The sequence below is a fragment of the Lelliottia sp. AC1 genome (assembly GCF_023278595.1).
Taxonomy (GTDB): Bacteria; Pseudomonadota; Gammaproteobacteria; order Enterobacterales; family Enterobacteriaceae; genus Enterobacter; species Enterobacter nimipressuralis.
The window spans coordinates 2,024,909-2,049,176 of sequence record NZ_CP025699.1; the positions used below are offsets into that span (position 1 = coordinate 2,024,909).

Annotated in this window: 23 protein-coding genes; 12 read left to right on the forward strand and 11 right to left on the reverse strand. The window is 55.3% G+C overall.

Annotated features, from left to right (window positions below; all coding sequences use genetic code 11):
• Nucleotides 1–34 precede the first annotated feature (34 nt).
• From add to malX, 3 genes are all read right to left on the reverse strand, one after another.
• The gene (gene add, locus C0560_RS09610) at nt 35–1,033 is read right to left on the reverse strand and encodes an adenosine deaminase (protein ID WP_181827795.1); all 999 of its coding nucleotides are present in this window, start codon (nt 1,031–1,033) and stop codon (nt 35–37) included.
• A 96-nt stretch (nt 1,034–1,129) separates the two neighbouring features.
• The gene (locus C0560_RS09615; protein WP_248860096.1) at nt 1,130–2,302 is read right to left on the reverse strand and encodes a MalY/PatB family protein; all 1,173 of its coding nucleotides are present in this window, start codon (nt 2,300–2,302) and stop codon (nt 1,130–1,132) included.
• A gap of 51 nt (nt 2,303–2,353) precedes the next feature.
• On the reverse strand, nt 2,354–3,946 hold the full coding sequence (malX, locus tag C0560_RS09620; RefSeq protein ID WP_100780375.1) for a maltose/glucose-specific PTS transporter subunit IIBC: 1,593 nt from the start codon (nt 3,944–3,946) through the stop codon (nt 2,354–2,356).
• Between the two features lie 178 nt (nt 3,947–4,124).
• On the opposite strand from malX, the gene C0560_RS09625 reads away from it, so the two are divergent.
• Nucleotides 4,125–5,153 carry a Mal regulon transcriptional regulator MalI gene (locus tag C0560_RS09625; RefSeq protein ID WP_248860098.1) on the forward strand — a complete coding sequence of 343 codons (1,029 nt, stop codon included), beginning with the start codon at nt 4,125–4,127 and terminating at the stop codon, nt 5,151–5,153.
• A 9-nt stretch (nt 5,154–5,162) separates the two neighbouring features.
• Here C0560_RS09625 and C0560_RS09630 read toward each other — a convergent pair whose 3' ends face one another.
• Nucleotides 5,163–6,269, reverse strand: a complete 1,107-nt coding sequence (locus C0560_RS09630) for a serine hydrolase domain-containing protein (RefSeq protein ID WP_371923374.1) — start codon at nt 6,267–6,269, stop codon at nt 5,163–5,165.
• A 273-nt stretch (nt 6,270–6,542) separates the two neighbouring features.
• Between C0560_RS09630 and C0560_RS09635 the strand changes: the two genes are divergently transcribed.
• Complete coding sequence (locus C0560_RS09635) at nt 6,543–7,058, forward strand: phospholipase D family protein (RefSeq protein ID WP_123428924.1); 516 nt, start codon at nt 6,543–6,545, stop codon at nt 7,056–7,058.
• 72 nt (nt 7,059–7,130) lie between these two features.
• Here the strand turns inward: C0560_RS09635 and C0560_RS09640 are convergent, their stop codons facing one another.
• A complete protein-coding gene (locus tag C0560_RS09640) occupies nt 7,131–8,657 on the reverse strand; it encodes a YdgA family protein (protein ID WP_102103581.1) in 1,527 nt (508 codons plus the stop codon).
• 85 nt (nt 8,658–8,742) lie between these two features.
• The gene (manA, locus tag C0560_RS09645; protein ID WP_102103582.1) at nt 8,743–9,918 is read right to left on the reverse strand and encodes a mannose-6-phosphate isomerase; all 1,176 of its coding nucleotides are present in this window, start codon (nt 9,916–9,918) and stop codon (nt 8,743–8,745) included.
• Between the two features lie 200 nt (nt 9,919–10,118).
• Here manA and fumA point away from each other — a divergent pair, with 200 nt between their 5' ends.
• Both fumA and fumC read left to right on the forward strand, forming a co-directional pair.
• Nucleotides 10,119–11,765, forward strand: a complete 1,647-nt coding sequence (gene fumA / locus C0560_RS09650; RefSeq protein ID WP_100780369.1) for a class I fumarate hydratase FumA — start codon at nt 10,119–10,121, stop codon at nt 11,763–11,765.
• A gap of 146 nt (nt 11,766–11,911) precedes the next feature.
• Nucleotides 11,912–13,306, forward strand: a complete 1,395-nt coding sequence (gene fumC / locus C0560_RS09655; RefSeq protein ID WP_248860102.1) for a class II fumarate hydratase — start codon at nt 11,912–11,914, stop codon at nt 13,304–13,306.
• Here fumC and tus read toward each other — a convergent pair whose 3' ends face one another.
• Nucleotides 13,307–14,236 carry a DNA replication terminus site-binding protein gene (tus, locus tag C0560_RS09660; protein WP_248860104.1) on the reverse strand — a complete coding sequence of 310 codons (930 nt, stop codon included), beginning with the start codon at nt 14,234–14,236 and terminating at the stop codon, nt 13,307–13,309. It abuts the gene before it with no gap.
• A 239-nt stretch (nt 14,237–14,475) separates the two neighbouring features.
• On the opposite strand from tus, the gene nikA reads away from it, so the two are divergent.
• From nikA to nikR, 6 genes are read left to right on the forward strand one after another with little or no spacing between them, the layout of a single operon-like run.
• Nucleotides 14,476–16,047: a nickel ABC transporter substrate-binding protein gene (nikA, locus tag C0560_RS09665; RefSeq protein WP_248860105.1), complete on the forward strand. Its 1,572-nt coding sequence runs from the start codon at nt 14,476–14,478 to the stop codon at nt 16,045–16,047.
• Nucleotides 16,047–16,991, forward strand: a complete 945-nt coding sequence (nikB, locus tag C0560_RS09670; RefSeq protein WP_123428917.1) for a nickel ABC transporter permease subunit NikB — start codon at nt 16,047–16,049, stop codon at nt 16,989–16,991. Before nikA ends, nikB begins: the two co-directional genes overlap by 1 nt.
• On the forward strand, nt 16,988–17,821 hold the full coding sequence (gene nikC, locus C0560_RS09675; protein ID WP_248860107.1) for a nickel ABC transporter permease subunit NikC: 834 nt from the start codon (nt 16,988–16,990) through the stop codon (nt 17,819–17,821). The genes nikB and nikC overlap by 4 nt, the downstream gene beginning before the upstream one ends.
• Entirely contained in the window at nt 17,821–18,585 is a 765-nt protein-coding gene (nikD, locus tag C0560_RS09680; RefSeq protein WP_248860109.1) for a nickel import ATP-binding protein NikD, read from the forward strand. The genes nikC and nikD overlap by 1 nt, the downstream gene beginning before the upstream one ends.
• Complete coding sequence (gene nikE, locus C0560_RS09685) at nt 18,582–19,358, forward strand: nickel import ATP-binding protein NikE (RefSeq protein WP_248860111.1); 777 nt, start codon at nt 18,582–18,584, stop codon at nt 19,356–19,358. The genes nikD and nikE overlap by 4 nt, the downstream gene beginning before the upstream one ends.
• 11 nt (nt 19,359–19,369) lie before the next feature.
• Complete coding sequence (nikR, locus tag C0560_RS09690; protein ID WP_100780361.1) at nt 19,370–19,771, forward strand: nickel-responsive transcriptional regulator NikR; 402 nt, start codon at nt 19,370–19,372, stop codon at nt 19,769–19,771.
• Between the two features lie 5 nt (nt 19,772–19,776).
• Here the strand turns inward: nikR and rstB are convergent, their stop codons facing one another.
• The 4 genes from rstB to C0560_RS09710 form a co-directional block, all read right to left on the reverse strand.
• Complete coding sequence (gene rstB, locus C0560_RS09695) at nt 19,777–21,075, reverse strand: two-component system sensor histidine kinase RstB (RefSeq protein ID WP_248860112.1); 1,299 nt, start codon at nt 21,073–21,075, stop codon at nt 19,777–19,779.
• Between the two features lie 179 nt (nt 21,076–21,254).
• Nucleotides 21,255–21,515: a hypothetical protein gene (locus C0560_RS09700; protein WP_248860114.1), complete on the reverse strand. Its 261-nt coding sequence runs from the start codon at nt 21,513–21,515 to the stop codon at nt 21,255–21,257.
• A gap of 152 nt (nt 21,516–21,667) precedes the next feature.
• A complete protein-coding gene (locus C0560_RS09705) occupies nt 21,668–22,588 on the reverse strand; it encodes a LysR family transcriptional regulator (protein ID WP_248860117.1) in 921 nt (306 codons plus the stop codon).
• 91 nt (nt 22,589–22,679) lie between these two features.
• Entirely contained in the window at nt 22,680–22,949 is a 270-nt protein-coding gene (locus C0560_RS09710; protein WP_248860119.1) for a hypothetical protein, read from the reverse strand.
• A gap of 299 nt (nt 22,950–23,248) precedes the next feature.
• Between C0560_RS09710 and C0560_RS09715 the strand changes: the two genes are divergently transcribed.
• The gene (locus C0560_RS09715) at nt 23,249–23,791 is read left to right on the forward strand and encodes a fimbrial protein (protein ID WP_248860122.1); all 543 of its coding nucleotides are present in this window, start codon (nt 23,249–23,251) and stop codon (nt 23,789–23,791) included.
• 79 nt (nt 23,792–23,870) lie between these two features.
• Nucleotides 23,871–24,268, forward strand: a 398-nt coding sequence (locus C0560_RS09720; protein WP_305884095.1) for a FimD/PapC N-terminal domain-containing protein, incomplete at its 3' end; no start/stop codon positions are given.

A 24,268-nucleotide genomic window follows, 5' to 3' on the forward strand; every position in this document is an offset into this window, starting at 1 on the left:
AAAAAGGCCGGCAAATTTGCCGGCCTTTTACTTCTTAGCCTGCGACTTTATCGCGCAGGGCCTGTTTTTCAGCCGCGCTCAAGAACGCAATTTCCAGGCCGTTGATCTGCGCCTGACGAATCTCTTCGCGGCTCAGTCCCGCCTGCGGCGCGGCAACATTATACTCATGAATAATATCGACACCCTGAACTGCCGGATCGTCGGTGTTCAGCGTCGCCAGCACGCCGTGCGCGAGGAACGTCTTCAGCGGATGCTGCGCCAGTGACGCAACGGTGCTGGTCTGAATGTTAGACGTCAGACAGGATTCGATGCCGATGCGCTGCTCGACCAGGAAATCCATCAGCGCCCGGTCTTCAACGGCTTTCACGCCGTGGCCGATACGCTCGGCACCCAGCTCACGAATTGCCTGCCAGATACTTTCCGGACCGGCCGCTTCGCCCGCATGAACGGTAACATGCCAGCCCGCGTCGCGCGCACGGTTGAAATGAGAGAGGAACAGGCTGCCGGGGAAGCCAAGTTCATCACCCGCCAGATCGACGGCGGTGATCTGATCGCGATGGGCCAGCAGCGCTTCCAGCTCCTGCAGACAGGCCGCTTCGCCGAAGGTACGGCTCATAATACCAATCAGATTCGCCTGTACGTTAAACGCCTTACAGCCTTCGCGCACGCCTGCGATAACCGCTTCCACCACGCCGTCGACGGGCAGATTGTGGGTCATCGCCATATAGCCTGGGGAAAAACGCAGTTCGACATAATGCAGGCCATTGCGCGCCGCATCTTCGATATTTTCGAACGCCACGCGACGGCAGGCATCTAGCGACGCCAGCACTTTCACGCCCCAGTCCAGCTTGCTGAGGAAGCTCACCAGATCCGGTTCGTTCGCCGTCACCTGGACGTGGGGAATGAGTGTCTCAACAGTTTGAGCGGGCAGGGACAAATTAAACTGGCGGCCAAGATCGAGAATGGTTTGGGCACGAATGTTGCCATCAAGGTGACGGTGAATATCGGTAAGGGGAAGGCGGGTATCAATCATGGTCGCACTCATTTTCTGGTTAAAGTGCGCCACATTATAAAAACATTTGCGGGTAAAAAGCTATTTGCGCAATGGAATATTCCATTGCGCAACCTGTCAGAGCAGAGAATGAATCCCCGCAATCAGCCGCTCAACGCCCTGTTCCAGTTTACTGCGTGGACATCCTGCATTCAGGCGTACATACCCGTTACCCTCCACACCGTAGGTGTAACCTGGCATGATCGCGACTTTTTGCTGCTCAATGAGTACGTTCTGCAGCGCTTTGTCGTCGATACCGAGCGCACTCAAATCAATCCATGCCAGATAGGTCGCTTCCGGCGGCTGCCAGTTCAGCTGCGGGAATGCAGCGTTGAGTTGCTCAGCCACATAGCGCAAATTCGCCTCCAGATAGGCACGCAGGGCATCCAGCCACGGCTCGCCCTGCTGATAGGCGGCGATATGCGCCGTCAGTGCCAGCACGGACGGAGATGAAAGTCCGTCGCGGCCCTTCAGGGCGTTAAGATAGCTTGCGCGACTTTCATCGTCGCCAATCAGCCCATACGCCCCGGTAAGCGCCGGAATATTAAAGCTTTTGGAGCCCGACGTCAGTAGCGCCCATTTTCTGCGCGCCACCTCGTTCCACGGCGTATGCTGATGGTCGCCCCACACCATATCCATGTGGATTTCGTCGCTGATCACCGCCACATCGTAGCGCGCGCACAGCTCGGCCATGGTGTTCAGCTCGTCGCGCGTCCAGACTTTACCGGTCGGATTTTGCGGGCTGCAAAGCAATAAAATCGTGTTTTCCGGTTTCGCCAGCGCGGCTTCCAGGCTGGCCATATCGCACTCCCAGCCGGCTGTGTTTTTTTGCATTGCGACCGGAACGACGTTGCGATCGTTGCCCTGGATGGCGTTGTAAAACGCATCGTAGGCGGGGGTATGCACCACGATGCCGTCGCCGGGTTTCGACCACACGCGGATCAGCTCGGAAACCATATAAATGACCGACGGACCGTACACCAGGGTGTTCGTATCAATCTGGCTGTGAAAACGCTGCTGGAACCAGTGCGCAACGGCGGCGAGAAATTCGTCGTTTTTCCAGCGGCTGTAGCCAAACACGCCGTGACTGATGCGCTGATTGAGCGCGTCGATGATGCACGGTGCGGTGGCAAAATCCATATCGGAAATGGTAAAGGGCAGCAGATCGTCGGCACCGAAGCGGTCGGCAACGTAATCCCATTGGGTACACCAGGCCCCGTGGCGATCGACGACGGTTGAAAAATCAAACATAGCGCTCGTCCTTAAAGTCAAAACCCCCTTCGCCAGAAGGGGGGTGAGGTGTCAGGCTTCTACCGTTCGCATCAGCGTCGATAGCTCATCTTTAACCGACTGGACCTGCGGCCCAATCACCACCTGCAAATTATGCTGATTTAACTGTACCACGCCGATGGCCCGGTTGGCCTTCAGGGCGTTGGTGTCCACCTTGGACATATCGTTCACCGACAGACGCAGGCGGGTGATGCAGTTATCGAGAGACGTGATGTTATCCGCGCCGCCCAGTGCCGCCAGAATCGCAGGCGTGTTGTAGCCGGATTTACCAACGGTACCCACAACGGCTTGTTCCACGCTGCTGGCGGTATCGGTATCGCGGCCCGGTGTTTTCAGATTAAAGCGGGTGATGGCGAAGCGGAAGATACCGTAGTACACCGCAAACCAGATAGCCGCCACAACCGGCACCAGATACCACTTGGTCGACAGACCGTGCAGGATGCCAAACACCACGAAGTCAATCACGTTGCCGTCGGTGTTACCGATGGTCACACCCAGCACCGCCATCACGGTGAAGCCCAGACCGGTCAGTACCGCGTGAATGAGATACAGCACAGGTGCAACGAACAGGAACAGGAACTCGATTGGCTCAGTCGTTCCGCCTACCACGCAGGCGATGACGCCGGAGATCAGCAGGCCTTTAATTTTATGACGGTTTTCAGGGCGCGCGCAGTGGTACATCGCCAGCGCCGCACCCGGCAGGCCGCCTAAGAAGGCCGGCATTTTACCCTGGGACAGGAAGCGGGTCGCACTTTCAGAGAAGCCGTGGGTGGTCGGGCAGCTCAGCTGCGCCTGGAAGATAGTCAGCGCGCCACTCACGTCGTGGCCGCACACGTCCATCGTGCCGCCCGCTTCGGTAAAGCGAATCAGCGCGACCAGAATGTGCTGTAAACCGAACGGCAGCAACAGACGTTCACCGGTACCGAAAATCATCGGGCCGAAATCGCCTGCGCTGTTGATGATGCGGCCAATGGCCGTAATCCCCATCGCGAAGACCGGCCAGATCAGCGGGATCACCAGACCAAACAGACCCATGACCACCAGGGTGACAATCGGCACAAAGCGGGTACCGCCGAAGAAGGCCAGGGCGTCCGGCAGACGGATATTGTGGAAGCGCTCGTGCAGCATCCAGATAATCACACCGGCAATAACCGCACCGAGGATCCCGGTGTCGATCGACTGAATACCCAGCACGCTCTGAATGTTGTTCGCTTTCAGCACTGCCGCGTCGGTGGTGGGCAGAATACCTTTAGCGGTCAGCCAGAAATTCACCGCCAGATTCATCACCGCGTAGCCGACAAAACCGGCAAACGCCGCCACGCCTTTGTTCTCGCGCGCCAGCCCCAGCGGGATTGCGATACAGAACATGACGGGCAGGAAGCTAAAGGCAAAGGAGCCGACTTTACTCATCCAGATGAAGATCGCCTGCAGCACCGGGTTGCCGAGGAAGGGGATCAGGGTAATGACATCATGGCTGCTGAGTGAGCTGCCGATCCCGAGCATGATCCCGCAAAAGGAGAGCAGAGCCACCGGCAACATAAAGGTTTTACCCAGTTGCTGGAAAAACTCCCACAGCGATATTTTTTGTGCTGCTTTCGCCGTCATAAAACGACTCCTTGATGGTTAAAAGGGTTTTATCTGTTTCATTGTGGCGAGAAGATAAAACGTTTTACCAAACTTTAGTGCGCGCTGAATCACATTCTCATGCTTTAATTAGCAGTATAAATAGAACCTATTGATAAAACGTTTTATCTGACTGCACATCAGGGAGTTGCGCGTTCACATGTCTGTTGCGAAGAAGATCACCATCAATGATGTTGCGCTGGCGGCCGGGGTATCGGTCAGCACCGTTTCGCTGGTCTTAAGCGGAAAAGGGCGCATTTCTCCCGCGACGGGCCAGCGCGTGAACGAGGCGGTTGAGCAACTGGGGTTTGTGCGTAATCGCCAGGCAGCGTCTCTGCGCGGCGGGCAGAGCGGCGTGATTGGCTTGATCGTGCGCGATCTGACGTCGCCGTTTTATGCAGAACTCACAGCCGGGCTAACGGAAGCGCTGGAAGCGCAGGGGCGGATGGTCTTTTTACTCCACGGCGGGCGCGAAGCGGATCAACTGCTCTCCCGGCTGGATATGCTGCTGACGCAGGGCGTGGACGGCGTGATTATCGCGGGGGCGTCTGGCGTGGGGAGCGAGCTGTGCGAGCGCGCGGCGCAGAAGGGCGTTCCGCTGGTATTTGCCTCACGCGCCAGCTATCTCGATGAAGCCGATATCCTGCGCCCCGATAACATGCAGGCCGCACAAATGTTGACCGAGCATCTGATTCGTCGCGGGCATCAGCGCATCGCCTGGCTGGGCGGCAAGAGTTCGTCCCTTACGCGTGCCGAACGCGTGGGCGGTTACTGCTCGACGCTGATCAAATACGGTCTGCCGTTCCACAGCGAGTGGGTGGTTGAGTGCGAATCGAGCCAGAAAAAAGCCGCCGAAGCGATGGGCGCGCTGCTGCGCAGTAATCCCACCATCAGCGCGGTGATCTGTTACAACGATATTATCGCCATGGGGGCCTGGTTTGGCCTGCTCCGCGCCGGACGTCAGAGCGGTGAGGGTGGCGTAGAGACCTTCTTCGACCAGCAGGTGGCGCTGGGAGCTTTTGCGGATGTCGGGGAAAACGCTTTAGACGATCTGCCTATTGTCTGGGCGACAACGCCCGCGCGCGAGATGGGTTACACCCTGGCAGACCGCATGATGCAGCGAATTGAGAAATCAGACGTCCAGGCCGGGCATCAGATCGTGTCGGCGCGACTGGTAACGACGAAATAACGATGTGAATCAATGTGCCGCACGGTTTTGCGGCTTTTTCGCCAGATGAGTCAAAATCGTCTGGCCGATGTAATTACTCCAGTTGAAACTGTTTTGCAGCACAATCACCGCATTTTGATTCTGTTTATCAAAGCCAATGTAACTGGAATACCCGCCAATATACCCCACCTGATAGGTCATTTTCTGGCCGTCCGTCTCATCACTCACCCACGCGATATTGGCGGCCTCTTTGTGCCGATAATAGTAAGTACGGGTGACGTCCTTGAAAGCCTGGTTGATCGCCTTATCCTGCGTCGCGCTGACGTGCGCCCGGGCGTAGGCCGCCAGATCGCGGGCGCTACTGTACAGGCTTGCCGCTGCGGTCATGTTGTGCTGAAAATGCCAGTCCGGCGTCAGTTCGCCACGGCGTATCAATTTGGGTTGATCCCCTGCGTGGCCGAGCGCACGCCTCGGGTATGACGCCAGTATTTCCGGCGTATAGCTGGAGTTTTGCATATCGAGTGGCTGAAATATCAGCCGCTGGGCCAGGGCTTCGATCGATTCCCCCGTCTTTCTGTGCAGAATATAGCCGAGGAGGGCGTAGCCGATGTTTGAATACTGCGGTTCGTGTGAGTCAGGCGCAGAGAAATCGCGCAGGTAATTGAGCACGTTATCGCTGTCGAGTTCTGAATAGAAGTTCTCGCCGGTACTGAAATAGCGCACAAGATTTTCGAGAGTCAACAGATCCATCGGCTGGCGCGGTAAGCCAGAGGTGTGAGTGACCAGCTGCAACAGGGTGATGTTTTGCGCGTCAGCACTTAAGGGTGTGCCTTCGGGCAGTAAGGTCGCGAGCGTATCCGTCCAGCGGAGTTTGCCCTCATTGACTAGCAGGGTCGTGACTTCGGCGGTAACACCTTTGCTCAGTGAGCCGAGTGCAAAGAGGGTATCCGGGCTGACGGGGTACTGGTTTTTTGCGTCGGTTACGCCGTAGCTGTGAAATTCGGTGGGGCCGTTATGCTGAATAATGGCGACACTCATCCCGGTCACCTCTTTTTCTTGCATGTACTGCTGGATCATCGGGTCGATCCCGCGACCGTAGTATCCGACCACAACGCGGGTACTCTTTTGTTCCGGCATATCCATTTGCGATAACGTACTGTTTCCACAGCCAGCTAACACCAACAGGGACAAAAGCAGTAATGGTGTTTTAATGTTCATTCTTAAAAGCTGACTGTGCCGCTGTCCAGGAAAAATAGAGCGCGCAGTATACAAAAATGCGGCCCGGCAGGCGCCTGTTTTTCACGCTTTTAGGCAGAGGGCATCAGGAGGCGGTGATCCAGATCAAGAGCCTTGCCCGCCTTACGAGGCATATTCTGCGCTCCTGTTAAGTTCTGTAAAACGATTACCGCCATGCAACTCTGTAAAACCCTGCTCGCTTTAGCCTTTGTTCCCGCCATCTCCTTTGCCGCCAGCAATATAGAAGTCGGTTTTTCACCGGAAGGGGGCGCCCAGGAGCTGGTGCTCAAAACCATCAATAACGCGACAAAATCGATCCGCATGATGGCCTTTTCGTTTAGCGCCCCGGATATCATGAACGCGCTGGTGGCGGCGCAGAAGCGCGGCGTCGATGTGCAAATCGTGATTGATCAGAACGGCAACGTTAGTGGGAAAAGCCTGCAGGCGATGCGCTATGTGGCACACAACGGTGTTAAGCTCAGAACGGATAATCACTACCGTATTCAACACGATAAAGTGATTATTGTAGACGGGAGTACGGTCGAAACCGGGTCATTTAATTTTGCCAAAACGGCGGAGTTTAAGAATTCGGAAAACGTGATTGTGATTCACAACGCGCCGGATCTGGTGGCGGAGTATCTTGCGCACTGGGAAAACCGCTGGCAGCAAGGGGTGGATTTCTCTGCGTAGAACTGCCGGGTGGCACAGCGCACCCGGCGGGTAGGTAAATGCCCGGCGAACAACGACCGGGCGATACCTGTATTACTGCTGCGGTACTGCTGGAGCCGCAGGTTCAGCCGGTTCCGGCATCCCAAGCGTTGGCATACCAAACATACCGACAAAGTCTTCCAGCGGCATTTTCTGACCGTTTAACGTCACCTGACCATTCGCATACTGCAGGCTGGTGCTAATCACGTTGTCTTCAAGCGTGGTGATGCGGAACATCTGGCCCATGGCCGCCATGCCTTTCACCTGCTGGCTGGCGAGCTTAGCCGCATCGGCGTCGTTATAACCTTCGAGCTTCGCAATCTGGGTCATAAACTCGGTCGCCATATCCATCGGGATCGTCAGTTTGCTGTCGATGGATTTCACGCTGCGATCCACTTCCTGTGCCAGCGTCTGCGCTTCACCGGTCGCGGTGGCCGGATCTTTCAGGAACAGGGACAGGTTGAAGTTGGTTTCGCCTTTGCTGTTTTTCCAGCTCAGTGGGGCGATCGTGATCACCGGCTCGCCTTTCAGCAGCAGCGGCAGGTTGCTTAACAGGGCATCCATCGCTTTTTGCTGATACAGCTCAGGATTTTTGGTCATCAGCTCTTTATCGGCCAGCAGCGCCTGGCTTTGCGCACGATACTGCTGACTGAACTGATGCCACGCCTGGCCGTCGATATTGCCGAGTTTCAGGGTCAGTTTGCTGGAACCCAGATCCTGGCTCTGCACTTTGAGGCTATTCAGGCTGTAATCCAGCTGGCTGTTGACGCTCTTACCGTCTTTGGAGAGATCGGATTTACCGACCAATTCCATCCCTTCCAGAACGGCCATCTCTTTGCCTTCCACGGCAATCGCCATTTTACCCAGGCTGATTTGCTGGTCGCCCATGCGCTCGCCAAAGGTGGTCATACGGCTGTTGCCGTCGGCTTTAAGATTATTGAAGGTCAGCTGAACCTTCTGATTGTATTCGTTAACCGCGTTAACTAGGCCACTTTCCGCCGAGCCGCTCAGGGTAAACACGTTACCGTCGCGATCCGCGTCGAGTTTGAAATCGCCGCCGCTGAAGGCCACTTTCTCGTCGCCTTTTTCATAATTCAGCGCTTTCAGGGCGATATCGGAGCTTGTATCGCCGGCGTAGCTGATGCGTGTATCCACCACAAACGGCGACTCATTTTTCGCCAGTTCAAACAGCGGTTTAGACGCTTCGTTGTTGACCAGCGTGGTTTTTACCGACGCCATGGACGGAATCAGATTGAAATGCTTCAGCTGTGCCAGCGGGAACGGACCGTGATCGACAACTTCGTCCAGCACCACGCTGTGACCGTCTTTCAGCCAGCCGTTTTCGGTGCCCGCAACGGGTTTAACCACCAGTTGCATATGGCTTTTGAAGACGCCGCGCTGATAGTTCTGATAGCTTAATTCCAGCCCGGCTTCCGGCGCCGTGCGTTTGATTTCGCTGTTAGCCTGCGCCACCATCTCTGCCAGACGACTCTCCAGCTGTTTGCCCGTAAACCAGGAGGCGCCCGTCCAGACCACCCCTAATGCGACAACAACACCAACCGCTATAACCGATTTTTTCATCATGATTGTCCATAAAATGAAACCAGGCGGTAAAAACCGCCTGGTGATTAAGTCTTCCACTAGCTTAGCAAGAGAGTCGATAAACTTATAGCTTATTGAAGACCCTTGCCAGGCGGCCATTTCCGCTGATAGCGATCGGGGACTCATTCGCCGCGACAAACGCCGACTCACCTGGTTTGAGCACCAGGCGCTGTTCGCCTTTGCTCAGCACCGCTTCGCCTTCAACACAGAACAGGATTGCCGCGCTCTGCTGTGAGACCGCGGTTTCCGTCGCGCTCAGGTCGTGCAGCGCAAAAGCGAAGTCGTCGACAGGAATCGGGAAGTCCAGCTCTGCGCCGTTTTTCACCGGCTGAGTCAGCAGCTCTGCGGCAGGTTTGGCGACGAATTTGACGTTCGCCACCAGTTCCGGGATATCGATATATTTTGGCGTCAGTCCGGCGCGAAGTACGTTATCGGAGTTTGCCATCACTTCCAGCGCCACGCCCTGCAGATACGCATGCGGGGTTTCCGCAAACAGGAACATCGCTTCGCCTGGATTCAGTTTCACCACGTTCAGCAGCAGCGGAGAGAAGAGGCCGCTGTCGTTCGGGTAGAACTCAGAAATCAGGCGAATGGTCTGCCAGGGTTCACCCTGCTGGTTGTTGAGGGCGGCTTTCAGCACCGCCAGCGCGTGGGATTTCTCGTCATCCTGCATATTCAGCAGGCTGGCAAACAGCTGGCTTAAGCCTGCGGCGTCCGGGTTTTCGAGGAAATGGGCAATAGCATGATGGGCGCCCGCGACCGGCTGCAGCAGCGAAACAATCTCCGAGAACTCGCGGAAGGCGTTCATCGCCAGGAACGGCGTTAACGCGAACACCAGCTCTGGCTTATGGTTCGGATCTTTGTAGTTACGTTCGGCGGCATCCAGTGGGATACCGGCTTTATTCTCTTTCTCAAAACCTATTTCAGACGCTTTCTTGTTCGGGTGCACCTGAATGGAGAGCGGCTGGGCGGCGCAAAGCACCTTGAACAGGAACGGCAGTTCGCCGAAACGCTGGGCCACGGCATCGCCCAGGAGCGTCGCTTTGTCCGCGTCGATCACCTCGCGCAGAGCGCGTACCTGGCCGCTGGCATCTTCAATTTTTGAGCTGCTCTTCGGATGCGCGCCCATCCACAGCTCTGCCATCGGCAGGTTGTCAGGATTGGCGATACCGTAGAGATCCGTTAACGCAGTTTGACTTCCCCAGGCATAGTTCTGCACTGAGTTGATGAGTTTTTGCATTATCAAGCCCTGTTTCAAATGTGGAATTATCTTCGCGTATTAAAGCAATAAACCGCCCGGAAGTAACCTGCGCATGTAAAAAGTCGTACTAGTCTCAGTTTTTGTTAAAAAATTGTGTAGGATAAGCAAACTCGCTTTTAAGCAGGGCAGCGGAACATCTCCTCTTAAATAACCAGACCGAAGCAGTAAGTGAGAGAACAATGTCGAACAAACCCTTTCATTATCAAGATCCTTTCCCGCTGGCAAAGGATCAGACCGAATACTATCTGTTAACATCCGATCACGTCTCTGTCTCTGAATTCGAAGGGCAGGAGATCCTCAAAGTTGACCCGCAGGCGCTGACCTTACTGGCGCAGCACGCCTTCCACGATGCCTCCTTCATGCTGCGCCCCGCGCATCAGCAGCAGGTTGCCGATATCCTGAGCGATCCGCAGGCCAGCGAAAACGACAAATACGTCGCGCTGCAGTTCCTGCGTAACTCCGATATTGCTGCGAAAGGCATTCTGCCGACCTGTCAGGACACGGGCACGGCGATCATCACCGGCAAAAAAGGCCAGCGCGTCTGGACCGGCGGCGGTGACGAAGCGGCGCTGGCGCACGGTGTCTACAACACCTACATCGAAGATAACCTGCGCTATTCGCAAAACGCGGCGCTGGATATGTATAAAGAGGTGAACACCGGCACTAACCTGCCGGCGCAGATCGACCTCTACAGCGTCGACGGCGACGAGTACAAATTCCTGTGCATCGCCAAAGGCGGCGGCTCCGCGAACAAAACCTATCTGTACCAGGAAACCAAAGCGCTGCTTTCGCCGGGCAAGCTGAAAAATTACCTGGTCGAGAAGATGCGCACGCTTGGCACGGCAGCCTGTCCGCCGTATCACATCGCGTTTGTTATCGGCGGGACGTCGGCGGAAAGCACCCTGAAAACCGTCAAACTGGCGTCGACCAAATACTATGACGGCCTGCCAACGGAAGGGAACGAACACGGTCAGGCGTTCCGCGACGTTCAGCTCGAACAGGAGTTGCTGACAGAAGCGCAGAATTTAGGCTTAGGCGCTCAGTTCGGCGGCAAATATTTTGCTCACGATATCCGCGTCATCCGTCTGCCGCGCCATGGTGCGTCTTGTCCGGTCGGGATGGGCGTCTCCTGCTCCGCGGATCGCAATATCAAAGCGAAGATCAACCGCGACGGTATCTGGATCGAAAAACTGGAAAACAATCCGGGGAAATACATTCCGCAGGAGTTGCGTCAGGCCGGTGAAGGTGAAGCGGTGCATGTCGATCTCAACCGTCCGATGAGCGAAATCCTGGCCCAGCTGTCGCAATACCCGGTCTCCACGCGTCTGTCGCTGAACGGCACCATTATCGTTGGCCGCGACATCGCTCACGCGAAATTGCAGGAGCGTCTGGATAAGGGCGAAGGTCTGCCGCAGTACGTGAAAGATCACCCGATCTACTACGCAGGCCCGGCGAAAACCCCGGAAGGTTATGCCTCTGGTTCACTCGGCCCGACAACGGCAGGGCGCATGGACTCCTACGTGGATCAGCTGCAGGCCAACGGCGGGAGCATGATCATGCTGGCAAAAGGCAACCGCAGCCAGCAGGTGACGGATGCCTGCCACAAACACGGCGGATTCTATCTCGGCAGCATCGGCGGCCCGGCAGCGGTGCTGGCACAGGGCAGTATTAAGAGCCTGGAGTGCGTGGAATATCCTGAACTGGGGATGGAAGCCATCTGGAAAATTGAAGTGGAAGATTTCCCGGCGTTTATCCTTGTGGATGACAAAGGCAACGACTTCTTCAAACAGATCCAGTCGTCCCAGTGTTCAGCGTGCGTTAAGTAGTTTTTGTGCCGGGTGGCGGTTTCGCTTCACCCGGCACGACTCACCACAAGAGCGCACAAAGCGCCATACCGTTTTCCTGAAGCAAACAATACTTAATCCAGCATGTGAGCAATGTCCCCCATTTCATTGTTATCAAGGAGAAAGTAATGACAACGCAACGCCGCGAGAAAGATTCCATGGGCGCAATCGACGTCCCGGCTGACAAGCTATGGGGCGCGCAAACTCAGCGCTCGCTGGAACATTTCCGCATCTCGACGGAGAAAATGCCCGTCTCGCTGATCCACGCCCTGGCGCTCACCAAACGCGCAGCCGCGAAGGTCAACCAGGATCTGGGTCTGCTGTCCGCCGAAAAAGCCACCGCTATCATCAGCGCCGCCGACGAAGTGCTGGCCGATAAACACCCGGACGAATTCCCCCTTGCCATCTGGCAGACCGGCTCCGGCACCCAAAGCAACATGAACATGAACGAGGTGCTGGCTAACCGCGCGAGCGAACTGCTGGGCGGCGTACGCGGGATGGAGCGCAAAGTACACCCGAACGATGACGTCAATAAAAGCCAAAGTTCTAACGATGTATTCCCGACCGCGATGCACGTGGCGGCGATCATCGGCCTGCGCGAGCATCTCATTCCGCAGCTGAAAGTGCTGACCCAGACTCTGACGGCAAAATCGCAGGCGTTCGCTGACATCGTCAAAATTGGTCGTACCCATCTGCAGGACGCCACGCCGCTGACCCTCGGGCAGGAGATCTCCGGCTGGGTGGCGATGCTGGAGCACAACCTCAAGCATATCGACCATAGCCTGCCGCACCTCTCGGAGCTGGCGCTGGGCGGTACAGCGGTGGGGACGGGGCTGAACACCCATCCGGAATATGCCGTACGCGTGGCGAAAGAGCTGGCCGCGATCACCGGGCAGCCGTTTGTGACCGCGCCGAATAAATTCGAAGCGCTCGGTACCTGCGATGCGCTTGTCCACGCCCACGGTGCGCTGAAAGGGCTGGCGGCCTCGCTGATGAAAATCGCCAACGACGTGCGCTGGCTGGCCTCCGGGCCGCGCTGCGGGATCGGAGAAATCAGTATTCCGGAAAACGAGCCGGGCAGCTCCATCATGCCGGGCAAAGTGAACCCGACTCAGTGCGAAGCCATGACCATGCTCTGCTGTCAGGTGATCGGCAACGACGTTGCGGTGAATCTCGGCGGGGCGTCAGGCAACTTTGAGCTGAACGTCTATCGCCCGATGGTGATCCATAACTTCCTGCAATCGGTGCGCCTGCTGGCGGACGGCATGGAGAGTTTCAACGAGCACTGCGCGACCGGCATCGAGCCGAACCGCGACCGTATCAGCCAGCTACTGAATGAGTCGCTGATGCTGGTCACCGCGCTCAACACGCATATCGGCTACGACAAAGCGGCTGAAATCGCTAAAAAAGCGCATAAAGAGGGGCTGACGCTGAAAGCCTCAGCGCTGGCGCTGGGCTATCTGACGGAGACCGAGTTCGATACCTGGGTGCGCCCGGAAGAGATGGTAGGCAGCCTGAAGTAATCACTCCGCCACATACAGGTGCAGCCGTGGAATGATCAAGCGCAGCGGCTGCGCCTGAGGTTTATAACGATGCTGAATATTGTCCGCATCATAATTCAGCAGTTCGCCAATGTCTGGCACCATCGCCCCCTGGTCTGCGTCGTACAAGGCAATCAGCGGCGTCGGGCAGGCGTACTGCACCTGCTTTTGTTCTCCCGCATACCAGACGCGCGCAATCGGCTGCACCTTCACCGGGCGTTTGATTTTAAGGCGCGCATCGGCAGGCAGCGCGGCAATATTCTCGTACTCCTGCTCTAACCGCTCAATCCACTGTTCGCGCGACCAGGGCGCCATGGTGCGCGGCGATTTCAGGCTCTTCTCCAGTAGCGACAGCACCTCATTGCGGGTGAAATTTTTGATGATATGTTTGTTCGCCCAGCCAAAGCGCAGGGTCGCCGGATGACGCAGCAGCGTCAGCGTGCGGTAGGCGTTGAGGGTAATCAGGCCCGGCAACTGGCGATGCACCCACTCAAAGCGCGCGGCAGGGGCCAGACCCGACTCTTCGGTTACGATCTTCTCAAACGCGGCTTTAAGGGAATTAATGTGCACAATCTGGCTTTCAAGCTGTTCTCGCAGGGGCGTGTCGCACTGGAGACAAATTACCCCAGGCAGACGCACGGCGGCTTTACTGCTGCGGTTTTCTGACTGCTGCTGAATAAACAGATGGCGATAATGCGCCAGCGTCAGATCCAACGCCTCCTTGCCGATGTGCTGTTTCACCTCAATCACATCCAGCGGATCGTGCTCTGCGCCTTTCACCACGTCCGGCAGGCTGAAAACCCGCGCGGCCAGCAGCCGACAGGTTTTCAGCCGTTCGCTCAGGCTCATCAGTTCGTGTTCTATCTGGTGAAAGGTGGAGTTCAGCCGCTCGAGAAGATCGTAGGTCGCCATAAAACGCTCGCAGTAGTTACAACATACTTATTATATAGCACAGTGCGCCGGGTCAGGCTACGGTGCGGAATAGGTCTGGCAGGGACACAGGATGCTTATCAATTGGGGGTTAAATATACGAAATTTGTATACTTCCCGTCTCTTGCGGCCCCTCGGTTGATCCAGAACAGGTAAAAAGTATGATGAAAACCTAAAATCGTCACACGTTTTATCTACCCCTAAATGGTAAGAGGCAATCCTTGTCCAGACCTGGCCGTATTGTCTGCGCGCTGCTGGCGTGCGCGTCGTTCTTCGCACAGGCAGCAGCCCCCGACGAACTGACAACCGCGTGGCCCGTCAATGTAGGACCGCTCAATCCCCATCTTTATACACCCAATCAAATGTTCGCTCAGAGCATGGTCTACGAACCGCTGGTGAAGTATCAGGCCGATGGTTCGGTCATACCCTGGCTTGCGAAAAGCTGGACCCACACGGCGGATGGCAAAACCTGGGTATTTACGCTTCGTGACGGTGTCACGTTTTCCAACGGCGAACCTTTTAACGCGCAGGCCGCCGCCGAGAACTTCCGCGCTGTGCTCGATAACCGCCAGCGCCACGCCTGGCTGGAGCTGGCCCGGCAGATCACGGATGTTAAAGCCCTGAGCGACTCTGAGCTGCAAATCACCCTGAAAAGCGCCTATTACCCCTTCTTACAGGAACTCGCGCTGCCGCGTCCGTTCCGCTTTATCGCCCCGTCGCAGTTTAAAAATAACGAAACGATGAACGGCATTAACGCGCCAATCGGAACCGGGCCGTGGGTGTTGAAAGAGTCCAGGCTTAATCAGGTTGACGTGCTGGTGCGCAACGATCGCTACTGGGGTAAAAAGCCCGCCCTCCGGCAGATCACCGTGAAGGTGATCCCGGACCCGACGACCCGCGCCGTGGCGTTTGAAACAGGTGATATTGACCTGCTGTATGGTAACGAAGGGCTGCTGCCTCTCGATACCTTCGCCCGCTTCAGCCAAAGCGCACAGTACCGCACCCAGCTTTCCCAGCCCGTTGAAACGATCATGCTGGCGCTGAACTCCTCAAAAGCACCGACGGACGATCTGGCGGTGCGCGAAGCGCTGAACTCTGCGGTGAACAAAAAATCCCTGATCGATAACGCCCTGTACGGCACGCAAAAAGTGGCGGACACGCTGTTCGCACCGTCAGTGCCTTATGCAAACATCGGTCTCAAGCCGCGTGAGTACGATCCAAAGCAGGCCACAACGCTGCTGGAACAGGCGGGCTGGAAGGCCGTGAGCGGTAAAGCCATCCGCGAGAAAAATGGTCAACCGTTGCGGGTAGAACTCGCCTATATCGGCACCGACGCCCTGAGCAAATCGATGGCGGAAATCATTCAGGCCGACATGCGTCAGGTGGGCGTCGATGTGGCGCTGGTGGGGGAAGAGGAGAGCAGTATCTACGCCCGCCAGCGTGACGGTCGATTCGGCATGATTTTCAACCGCACCTGGGGCGCGCCTTATGATCCGCATGCCTTTATGAGCTCGATGCGCGTGCCGTCCCACGCCGATTATCAGGCGCAGTTGGGGCTCGCAGATAAGCCCGTCATTGATAAAGAGATTGGCGAAGTGCTTTCTACCCGCGATGAATCACAGCGTCAGGCGTTATACCGCGATATTTTGACCCGCCTGCACAACGACGCGGTCTATCTGCCGATTAGCTATGTGTCGATGATGGTGGTAGCGAAGCCTGAACTTGGGGTGATCCCGTTTGCGCCCATTGCGTCTGACATTCCGTTTGAACTTATCCAGCCGGTGAAACCCTGATGTGGCGCTATATACTGCGGCGCATATTGCTGCTGATCCCGATGGTGTTCGCCGCTTCGGTGATTATCTTTCTGATGTTGAGACTCGGCACCGGCGATCCGGCGCTGGATTATCTGCGTCTCTCTAATCTGCCGCCTACGCCGGAGATGGTGGCCTCTACCCGCGTGATGCTCGGCCTGGATCAGCCGTTAATCGTGCAGTACGGCACCTGGCTGTGGCGGGCGTTGCACCTGGATTTTGGCATCTCCTTCGCCACCCAGCGCCCGGTGCTGGACGACGTTATGCACTTTCTGCCCGCGACGCTGCTGCTGGCCGGTGCGGCGCTGGTGCTGATCCTGTTGACCTCCGTGCCACTGGGTATTTGGGCGGCGCGCCATCGCGATCGGCTGCCGGATTTCATCGTCCGGGTGATCTCTTTCCTGGGCGTCTCTATGCCCAACTTCTGGCTGGCATTTTTGCTGGTGATGTTCTTTTCGGTTTATCTCAAATGGCTCCCGGCGATGGGCTATGGCGACTGGCAGCATCTGATTCTGCCCGCCGTGTCGATTGCCTTTATGTCGCTGGCGATTAACGCCCGGCTGCTGCGCGCCAGCATGCTGGATGTTGCCGGGCAGCGGCACGTCACCTGGGCGCGTCTGCGCGGCCTGAGCCATAAACAGACCGAGCGCCGCCATATTTTGCGCAACGCCTCGCTGCCGATGATCACGGCGGTGGGAATGCACATCGGCGAGCTGATCGGCGGGACGATGATCATCGAGAACATCTTCGCCTGGCCGGGCGTAGGGCGTTACGCCGTCTCGGCGATTTTTAACCGCGACTATCCGGTCATTCAGTGTTTTACGCTGATCATGGTGGTGGTTTTTGTCCTCTGCAATCTGGCGGTGGATGTGCTGAATGCGGCGCTTGACCCGCGCATTCGTCGTCATGAAGGAGCGCACGCGTGAATTTTTACCGTTCTGCACGCTGGCCTGTCCGGCTGGCGATGATGATGATTGCCCTGCTGGCGGCGATTGCCCTCACCAGCCAGTGGTGGCTGCCGTACGATCCGCAGGTGATTGATCTGCCGTCGCGGCTTCTGTCACCCGACAGCCAGCACTGGCTCGGCACCGACCATCTGGGGCGTGATATCTTTTCGCGTCTGCTGGCGGCAACGCGCGTCTCTCTGGGATCGGTGATGGCCTGTCTGCTGCTGGTGCTGATTCTGGGAATGACCATTGGCGGGGCGGCCGGGCTGCTTGGCGGGCGCGTGGATCAGTTCACCATGCGCATCGCAGATATGTTCATGACCTTTCCGACCTCGATTCTGTCGTTCTTTCTCGTGGGCGTGCTGGGGACGGGGCTGACTAACGTCATCATCGCCATCGCGCTTTCCCACTGGGCCTGGTACGCGCGGATGGTGCGCAGCCTGGTGATCGCGCTGCATCAGCGGGAGTTTGTCCTCGCGTCGCGCCTGTCGGGGGCCGGGCATGTGCGTATTTTTGTCGACCATCTGACCGGGGCGGCGTTGCCGTCGCTGCTGGTGCTGGCGACGCTTGATATCGGTCATATGATGCTGCACGTCGCGGGGATGTCATTTCTCGGACTGGGCGTGACGGCCCCGACGCCAGAGTGGGGCGTGATGATTAACGATGCACGTCAGTATATCTGGACGCAGCCGTTGCAGATGTTCTGGCCGGGGCTGGCGCTGTTTATCAGCGTGATGGCCTTTAATCTGGTGGGTGACGCCCTGCGCGATCACCTCGATCCTCATCTGGTCACGGAGCATGCCCACTGATGCCAAAGCAGATTGATTTGCAGAATATCGTGCTCGAGGCGGATCGCACGTTAGTCAACGGCGTCTCGCTGACGCTCAAACGCGGGCGGGTGCTGGCGCTGGTGGGGGGCAGCGGCAGCGGGAAATCCCTGACCTGTGCCGCTGCGCTCGGCGTATTGCCTGCCGGTGTGCGTCAGACGGCAGGGCGAATTCTGGCCGACGGCGAGATGGTGGCGCCAGCCTCCCTGCGGGGGATTAAGATCGCGACCATTATGCAAAACCCGCGCAGCGCCTTTAATCCGCTGCATACCATGGCTACCCACGCCAGGGAGACCTGTCAGGCGCTGGGTAAAAATTCCGATGACGCTGCGCTTATCACCGCATTAAACGCCGTCGGGCTGGACGAGGCGGAACGCGTGCTGAAGCTCTATCCCTTCGAGATGAGCGGCGGCATGTTGCAACGGATGATGATCGCCATGGCCGTGCTGTGCGATGCGCCGTTTATCATCGCCGACGAGCCGACCACCGATCTCGATGCCGTGGCCCAGTCGCGCATTCTGGATCTGCTGGATGACATCATGCAAACCCGCGCGCCCGGTATGCTGCTGGTGACGCACGATATGGGCGTCGTGGCGCGCCTCGCGGATGACGTGGCGGTGATGGACAACGGCGTCATCGTTGAGCAGGGCGACGTTGAGACGCTGTTTCGCGCGCCACAGCATCCGGTGACGCGCGGGCTGGTGTCGGCGCATCTGGCCCTGTATGGCATGGAGTTGACCCAATGACACTGCTTTCCGTATCTGCGCTTTCACATCAATACGCCCGCTCAGAATGGGTGCTGAACAACGTCGCCATGAGTCTGAAAACCGGAGAGACCGTGGCGCTACTGGGCCGCAGCGGCTGCGGGAAAAGTACGCTTGCGCGCCTGCTGGTAGGGCTGGAATCCCCGAGCCAGGGCGACGTGCTCTGGCAGGGCGCGCCGCTTTCGCAGCTCAACCGATCCCGGAAAAAAGCGTTTCGCCGTGAAATTCAGATGGTGTTTCAGGATGCCATCAGCGCGGTGAATCCGCGTAAAACGGTGAGTGAAATTCTGCGTGAACCGATGCGCCATCTTTTGTCCCTGTCTAAAGCAGAGCAGATGGCCCGCGCTCGTGAGTTGCTGCGGGCGGTTGAGCTGGATGACACGCTACTCACTCAGCGCCCGCCGCAGCTAAGCGGCGGCCAGCTTCAGCGCGTGTGCCTGGCGCGGGCGCTGGCCGTTGAACCAAGGCTGTTGATCCTTGATGAAGCCGTGTCGAATCTCGATCTGGTGCTGCAGGCGAACGTGATTCGCCTGCTCAAAAAACTCCAGCAGCAGTTCGGTACTGCCTGCCTGTTTATCACTCACGATCTACGCCTGGTCGAGCGCTTTTGCGACCGGGTCATGGTGATGGACGCGGGGAACATCGTGGAGACGCAAACCGTCGGTGAGCGATTAACCTTTGCGTCCGCTGCCGGACAAACACTACAAAACGCGGTCCTTCCCGCATTTCCCGTGCGCCGTCGCGCCAGACTTTGAGGTTACATCAGATGCAACGTGTCACAATTACGCTTGATGATGATTTGCTGGAGATGCTGGACAGTCTTAGTCAGCGCCGTAGTTACAACAACCGCTCAGAGGCCATCCGTGATATTTTGCGTGGCACGCTGGCGCAGGAGACCACCCAGGAGCATGGCAGGCAGGGATTCGCGGTACTTTCTTACGTGTATGAGCACGAGAAACGCGATCTGGCGCGGCGTCTGGTCTCGACGCAGCACCATCACCACGATCTTTCGGTCGCTACGCTGCATGTCCATGTCAGCCACGAAGATTGCCTTGAAATCGCGGTGTTAAAAGGCGATATGGGAGATATTCAGCATTTCGCCGATGATGTGATTGCCCAGCGCGGCGTGCGGCATGGGCATTTACAGGCGTTACCTGATGAGAAGTAACGCCATCAGGCCGTGACAGGCAGGGCGATGTGATGATAGATCGGCCAGCTAAAGCTGAACTTTGCACCGCCGAGATCGCTTTCGTCGCAGCTGACGCGCCCGCCCATCGCCTGAGCGATAGAGTGAACAATCGCCAGCCCCAGCCCGCAGCCGCCGGTGGCGCGGTCGCGGCTGGGGTCCAGACGCACAAAGGGTTCAAACACCCGTTCACGCTCGGCGGCGGCGATACCAGGGCCATCGTCTTCCACCGCTAAACAGGCCTCGCTGCCGTTCAGATGCAGGCTGATGCGAAGCCTGCTTTCGCTGTAGCGCAGGGCGTTATTCACCAGGTTATCCAGCACGCGCTCCATCAGACGCATATCCAGCGCGCCGTAATCACCGGGGCTGTTATCGAGCAGTAATGTGCGCTGCGGATTCACGCTCTGCACATCGTCAATATGGCTACGTATCCACGCCGACAGATCGGGTGAGCTGAGCTTGAGTTCATTCTGCGGGCGATCGAGACGGGCATAGGTGAGCAGCTCTTCGATCAACGCTTCCAGCTGGCCAATATCGCGATTGAGCGCCAGGGATTCCGCTTCCGTCAGGTTTTCGCTCATCTCCAGGCGATAACGCAGACGCACCAGCGGCGTGCGCAGTTCGTGGGCGATACCGTCAATCAACGCTTTTTTACTGGCGATCAGCGCATTGATGTTATCGGCCATCTGGTTAAAGGCCACGCCCAGGCGCTCGAAGCTGGAGGTGCTGTCAAAGTGGATGCGCTCGGTAAAGTGACCGTCGCCAAAACGCTGGGCCGCTGCTTCCAGACGCAACATATCCTGCCAGTGGGGCCGCATCCAGATTAATACCGGAAAGGCCAGCGAGATGGCGATGAACGCCAGCAGCGCGATATCCAGCAGGCGCATCTGATGTAAAAAATAGAGATAAGGAACCGGGCCGACCGCCAGCACGTAATGGCTGCGCGGAATACGCTGAATAAAGGTGTACTGATCGTCTAATGCCACGATATCGCCATCGCGCAGGCGCTGTGTGGTCTGGGGGTCTAAATTGTAGTTCTTGAGCGGCTCGATGCGCATATTAAACGACAGATTCAGATCCAGCTCTTTCAGCGTTCGCGCCCAGTCGTGCGGGGGGATTTCACGTAATTCGCTGCGCATCAGATAGAGCGAGCTTTTCATCAGGTCATCAAGCGACTGCCTGCCCGCGCGCTCGGCGGTGAATTTGTAAACCAGCCCGACCAGCATGGTCATCACCAGAAAACAGACAAACAGCAAAAGATAAAACTGCACAAACAGCTTTTTCATGAAATCACACCATTAACACAATGAGTTAGCGAACTGATTTTACCTTTGGGGCACCAGGGCGGCAGTGTTGTGTTCATCAATGCCCCAGGTAAGTGGCTATGAAAGCAGGGTTTGCCCCGGCTGACAACATGCAAACGCATCGGGCTTAAAGATTCACGGCGCTTTTGGCACACGGTGTGTTATTTGAATTCGAGACCAAAATAGTGCCCGAATTTGATAATATCCTGGCGATATAAATAACGAATCTCCTCCTGACCATATCGATAAACACCGCCATCAGGAATGAGAATAACCACACAGGGAAATCCTTGAGGCATTTTATCCTGCACGGCCATTTCAATCTCATCAGGCGAGAAAATGGAAGGGTATTTGCCGTCAATGCCTAAATATTCAGTTGTGAACCACGTTCTGAATGCATCTTCATTGGGAAGATGTTTCATCTACTCGTTCCGTTGTGAGTCGTATAAGTATCAAAGGCGCTCATAACTCTCGGTGGCTGAGCGTAAATGACATTGTGTATAACCTGGTTAGCTGCTACGAGGGTATCTGCTAATTACACTTTTAACTTTAGAATTCAGTCTTGAATTTTTATTCAGAATCGTTCATTCAGGTAAGCGAACAAACGCCTGTTCATTTTTTTATTAAGATTCGTTTTATTATAAATCATGGCGATTTCTATAACCGGCAGCGGAATTTTTGTATCCAGCGTTTTAATATTAAAGGCATCTTTGAAGCGTTGCATCAGCCAGCGGGGGACAATAGCGACCGAGTTTGATGATTCGATGTAGCTGAGAATAGAGATAAAAGAAGGGCTTCTGAGCGTAAAGTTGCGGTCAGACCGCAGATTGTTTTCAACACGCTGACGCGTCATTACGGCAGGGAGTTCATCGGTATGGACATAGCAAAACATTTCATTTACCACATCTTTTTCGCTAAAGGTCGTCTTCAGTCTGGGATGGTTTTTCCGGCAAATAAAGACTAAGTCTTCCTCACCAATCAGGAAGGATTGCGTTGAGAGTCCCAGGTTTTTATTGACACCAAACACCATGTCAACCTGGCGCAACGATAACGAATCGCTAAAACTATCAACCATGTTGTCGCTCACCCGATGGATAATTTCGCAGGTGATTTTTTCTTTCTCGAAAAACGCGCTGATCATCGGAATAATTTTAATGGATAAATAAATTGGGCATTGAATAACCAATTGGTTATGGTATTCATCGTCTGCAAAATGTTCAACATTACTGATCAACGATTCCAGACTGTCTTTAACTTTTAGATGTAATTTCGTAGCGATGGTGGTGGCACGTAATTTCTGTCCGTCGCGAAGGAAGAGTGGGTCACCAAAATAATCCTTCAGTTTTTGTAGCGACTGACTAATGCTGGGAGAAGAGGTATGTAGCAGCGTTGCCGCATTTTTCACACTACCCGTGGTATACACTGCATCTAAAACCACCAACAGGTTAAAATCAAACTTCCTTATTTTAAGAGACTCCATGCGTTCCTGTTTCATTTTGCTGACTTCCAGTCCTTATTACCTGCTCAATGATATTCCTTGTTAATAATCATAGTAGCATTTGTTGAAGGTAACGCCATCTTATGCGTCACGAAGGGCGTTTGACTTTTCCCATTCGATCTATCCATTTGGAAAACTCTTCTTCATAGATGTACACGATTTCTTCATCCAGACAGTTAAACTCATTTTTCTGTCGGTATGCCAGGCAAGGAAAGGATAAAGGCAGGTTTTCTCCCAGTGCTGTTTCAATTTCATGCGCATTGAGAAGACTGGGATATTCGGTATTTTCCTCGGAACAAATAATTTGCATATACCACTGCTCATATTCCTCCCGGTTGTCAAGTAAAGCGATCACCATAGCGAGTTATGCTCCAAAATTGTTTTATATAAGGTAATCATCATCGTAAAAGGTATTAGCGTCAAAGCAATGGCTGATTTATTAATGAATTAATTCGAATGTTGTTCTTGCTTTTTCTTAGTTAACAAGAAAGATCTCTTAAGATATTCAAGGTGAATTATTAATGTTTTATTAACTCCGAAATAAAAAATGTCGCATTTAGAAATAAAGTTATTTTCTTATAATTGTCCCGTCGTCACCCTAAAGCCACTGAATTGGCCTTATGACAAACATTTACTCATTTTGTAGGATTTAACTTTATGAAACTTAAAGTACTCACCTTTATTCTTCTGGGCCTTAGCCCTTTTGCGTTGTTTGCTGCAGATGGCGACATCACATTTACGGGTAAAGTCACCGCTTCAACCTGTTCTCTGAAGGGGTTTAACGGTGTTGCCGCCACGTCATCCTTGATTGAACTGGCGAATGTGACACCGGCTTCTTTTGACGTTGCAGCCGGCTACGCGGGCATGCAGGATTTCACCATCGATCTGCAGGATTGTGATATTACCACCATGACAAATGCCCGCGTATCTTTCAGCGGCACACCCGATACCGTCGATAACGCTATTCTGTTAAATACCGATAGCAACGCGCCAGCGACCGGCGTGGGTATCGCTATTTTAGAAAATGATGGTGCCACGCTGGTTGATATTAACGGCGGTATGCCGTCTCAGTCCCAGGCATTAAGTGCGGGCGACACCGAGCTTAAATTCAAAGTGGCTTATAAAGCCAATACGGCGACACCGGCCGTCACTGCCGGGAATGTCAAAGCCAAAGCCTTTGTCGATATTACGTATAATTAATTTTTAATTTTAATTACTGGCTGATTACGTGTCATAAAAAAGCAGGCCTCTTTTGAAAAGATATCATTCCAATTTAATAATGAAGACTTTCATTTTAGCGTCTGCTTTAGTTTCGTCTTATTCTCAGGCAGCAGCAAACGACAGCGCCTTTGACGCTGACTTTCTGCGCAAAGATTCTCAGGAAATACCTGAGCAATTTTATCACCCGGATCAGGTGGACGCGGGGGTGAAAACCGCCGATATCGTGCTCAACGGCCATATTCTGTTTAAAACCAAAGTTGAATTTATTACCACCCGGGCCGGTGAAAGTGCCACGCCCTGCCTGACCCAGGCGCTGCTGCACCAGACGGGGCTGGACACGCATCTCGACGAGCTGGCGAAAGCGGGGAATGAGACCTGCTACGACTTCCTCAAAAAATGGCCGGACGCCCGGATCACTTACGACGAGTCGATGCAGCAGCTGGTCATCAGCGCCCC